Genomic DNA, 921 nt, shown 5'->3' on the forward strand with positions numbered 1-921 from the left:
GATCCCGCCATCCGTAAGATCATCTACACGACGAACGCGATTGAAAGTTTGAACAGGGTCATTCGCAAATCGATCAAGACCCGAGGCTCGTTCCCGACCGAGGAAGCCGCGACGAAGCTGATCTATCTGGCGATCCGAAACTTCGAGAAAGGTGGCCGGAATGTCCGGGAATGGTTTGCCGCCCGCAATCAGTTCGCTATCATGTTCGAGGAGCGTTTCAACGCGTGACCGTATCTGAAACCCGCATGGGCCAGCCCAGATACACAGAGTTCATGACACTGCCAGTTTCCAGCCCGGTGCGCGCGTTGTCGATGTCGCAAGACGCCATGACATCATCCCGCACCAGTTGTCTGATTGGCGACGGATGGCGCGTGAGGGCAAATTGGTTCTGCCTGCGGCTGTCATGGCAGCAGTCAGTGATGCACCCCTTTCAGCCGATAAGCCTGAACCTGCCTTTGTGCCATTGGAACTTGCCACGACATGGCAGGGCTCTGGCAGCATGTCTGGGCACGGTGAACGCAACGAGACATGCGATGAGATAACGGTCACGATTGGATCGGATGTCATTATCCGCGTTCCGGCCGGTGCCACTGTGGTGCGCGCGGCTGAATTGATCCGTTTGGTGCGAGGGGTGTCGTGATTGTTGCAGGGCAGCGGCTGCCGATTGTGATCGCGACCAAGCCGGTGGATTTCCGTCGTGGTCATGACGGGCTTGCAGCAACGGTACAAAATGAACTGGGGCTGGATCCACATTCCGGCCTGACGGTGGTATTCCGCTCCAAGCGGGGTGACAGGTTGAAAATCCTGGTTTGGGACGGGACAGGTCTTGTGCTGATCTACAACCATCTGCATTCATACTACGTCCCTTTCGGCCTCAGTTGATACTTTTTCCAGACTGGGGGTCTGGCGTCTTGTGGCAGC

3 protein-coding genes are annotated in these 921 nt (G+C 56.7%); all 3 read left to right on the forward strand.

Annotation, left to right across the window (positions count from 1 at the left end; translation table 11 throughout):
• Positions 1–228 (forward strand): transposase (locus ACFTOW_RS13305; protein ID WP_379916507.1); only part of this gene is annotated, 228 nt, incomplete at its 5' end.
• A 31-nt stretch (positions 229–259) separates the two neighbouring features.
• A complete protein-coding gene (locus ACFTOW_RS13310; RefSeq protein WP_379916511.1) occupies positions 260–640 on the forward strand; it encodes a transposase in 381 nt (126 codons plus the stop codon).
• The gene (gene tnpB / locus ACFTOW_RS13315; RefSeq protein ID WP_379916509.1) at positions 637–882 is read left to right on the forward strand and encodes an IS66 family insertion sequence element accessory protein TnpB; all 246 of its coding nucleotides are present in this window, start codon (positions 637–639) and stop codon (positions 880–882) included. Before ACFTOW_RS13310 ends, tnpB begins: the two co-directional genes overlap by 4 nt.
• Positions 883–921: the final 39 nt, after the last annotated feature.

The sequence above is a fragment of the Lacimonas salitolerans genome (assembly GCF_042677865.1).
In the GTDB taxonomy this organism is placed as follows: domain Bacteria; phylum Pseudomonadota; class Alphaproteobacteria; order Rhodobacterales; family Rhodobacteraceae; genus Lutimaribacter; species Lutimaribacter salitolerans.